Consider the following 1,999-nt stretch of genomic DNA (forward strand, 5'->3'; position numbering starts at 1 on the left):
GGAAACCCCCTCATCCTGACCTTCTCCCCCGGTGGGGGAGAAGGAAGTGGAAATGTGGGAGAGTTCTTTCCCCTCTCCCTCTGGGAGAGGGTGGGGGTGAGGGGCTAAAATTAAGCGATGGAGCTCACCCCGTTGGCACGAAAGCTGCGGCGGGAGATGACGGAGGCCGAACGCCTTCTTTGGTACCATTTGCGCAACCGACGTCTCGGTGGCCTCAAATTTCGCCGTCAAGTGCCCATCGGGCCCTACATCGTGGATTTCCTGTGCCTGGAAAAACGGGTGATCGTGGAAATAGACGGCGGACAACACAACTTTCCCGATGAACGCGCCCGTGACCTTGAGCGCACCCGCTTCCTGGAATACAAGGGGTACAAGGTGCTCAGGTTTTGGAACAATGAAGTGCTAGGAAACCTTGAGGGCGTGCTTTCCGTGATTCTCGAGGCTTGCCAGAGTTCTTTCTCCTCGTCTTGGTCCCCCTCATCCTGACCTTCTCCCCCACTGGGGGAGAAGGCATGTGGGAGAGGGCGGAGATGAAGGGTTACCTCCTTTTCTTTCCCCCTCTCCCTCTGGGAGAGGGGCCGGGGTGAGGGCCCCCCTCATCCTGTGCTTCTCCCCCTCTGTGGGGAGAAGGGGTTTTCAAAACGATCCAAGACGAAGGACTACGGGCCTTCCTCCCCCAGGCGGGGAGATAAGGGACCAAAAAAGTGGAGAACGCGCATCCCCTCTCTGGGAGAGGGCTAGGGTGAGGGAAGCCCCTCATCCTAACCTTCTCCCCCACTGGGGGAGAAGGGACAGGGAAAACACGGTGGGAAAGTGTAGGGTGGGGGTTCCTCATTTTCCTCGTCCCGTTTGGTTCCACCCCCTTGCCCTCCGGGAGAGGGCGCAGGTGAAGGCCCCCTCATCCCGGCCTTCTCCCTCAAGTGGAGAAGGGACTTAGGAAAAACAGAAAACGAACCCATCAGCGTCCCCTCTCCCTCTGGGAGAGGGCTAGGGTGAGGGGGGACGCCGCGCAAGAAAAAGGGCGGGTAGGGCCCCCTGTTAAACCCACCCGTTAAGGCGCCTGGAACTGCACCCCATCGGAGGGCGAGGAAAGGGGGCCGCAGCCGCAGGCCACACAGGTTTTGACCTTGTAGTAGTAGGTTCCAGAACTGGGTGGGGTGTCCTTGTATTCAACGTTGTCCCCTGACCCAGGGTCAGCCACAGTTTGCACAAACGTATAAGCACCGTCTTCACTCGTCGATCGGTACACCTGGTAGCTTGTCGCTCCTTCTACGCGGGGCCAGGTTATTTTTATCTTCGCCTGGCTGTCTTCTGTGATTTTTTCGGCCGTAACCTTTGACGGCGGTGTGGGGTTGCAGGCCACGGAGATCTGAATTTCCCCGGAAAACGGAGCGCAGGTGATGCAAGGTAAATCGCTGCAAGTGCGGATCTTGTAGCGGTAGGTGCGGCCCAATTCCACCGTGTCCAGGAACGTGGTGGATGCGGTCTGTCCAACCTTTTGATAAGTGCCAATGTCCAGGCGCCAGATCTCGTAGACCGCGCCCAGCTTATCCGCGTCCTTAACCGCCTCCCATTCCAGCTTCACCGTGGCTTGGGTTGCAGAAACGGGGGTCACGGTAGTTTCCACTTTGCTTGCGTCCACGGCCTGCAAAGTTCCGCCTTTGTAGCCGGAATCGGGGACGGAAAGGGGGCCTTCACCGGCGTCGTTCCAGGCGCTCACCGCATACCAAACCTTTTTGCACATCCCAAAATCTTGGTTTCCAATTTTTGTTCGCGTGTCATCATAGGACGTGGTGCCGCTAGGAACCTCGGCAAGCTGGGTGAACGTGTCCGCAACGCCTGTCTCGGAGAAGTAGACCCGGTAAGTTTTAGCACCGGAAACGGAGTTCCAGGTGATTCGGATCTTGTCGTAGTAGGTGCCGTCGGAGGCGGAGACGCCCTGGACCTGGCCGGGAGCTTGGTCACCGCCGCCACCGCCACCCCCGCCACCGGTGGCCGC

The 1,999-nt window shown here is 58.9% G+C and carries 3 protein-coding genes; 2 read left to right on the forward strand and 1 reads right to left on the reverse strand.

Going from position 1 to position 1,999, the window contains the following annotated elements:
* Positions 1-117: 117 nt before the first annotated feature.
* Both H5T41_11040 and H5T41_11045 read left to right on the forward strand, forming a co-directional pair.
* The gene (locus H5T41_11040) at positions 118-486 is read left to right on the forward strand and encodes an endonuclease domain-containing protein (GenBank protein ID MBC7109293.1); all 369 of its coding nucleotides are present in this window, start codon (positions 118-120) and stop codon (positions 484-486) included.
* A 28-nt stretch (positions 487-514) separates the two neighbouring features.
* Positions 515-937 carry a hypothetical protein gene (locus H5T41_11045; GenBank protein MBC7109294.1) on the forward strand — a complete coding sequence of 141 codons (423 nt, stop codon included), beginning with the start codon at positions 515-517 and terminating at the stop codon, positions 935-937.
* 114 nt (positions 938-1,051) lie between these two features.
* On the opposite strand, the gene H5T41_11050 is transcribed toward H5T41_11045, so the two are convergent.
* Positions 1,052-1,999: hypothetical protein (locus tag H5T41_11050; protein ID MBC7109295.1), on the reverse strand; the 948-nt coding region annotated here is incomplete at its 5' end.

The sequence above is a fragment of the Methanomassiliicoccales archaeon genome (genome assembly GCA_014361295.1).
GTDB lineage: Archaea > Thermoplasmatota > Thermoplasmata > Methanomassiliicoccales > JACIVX01 > JACIVX01.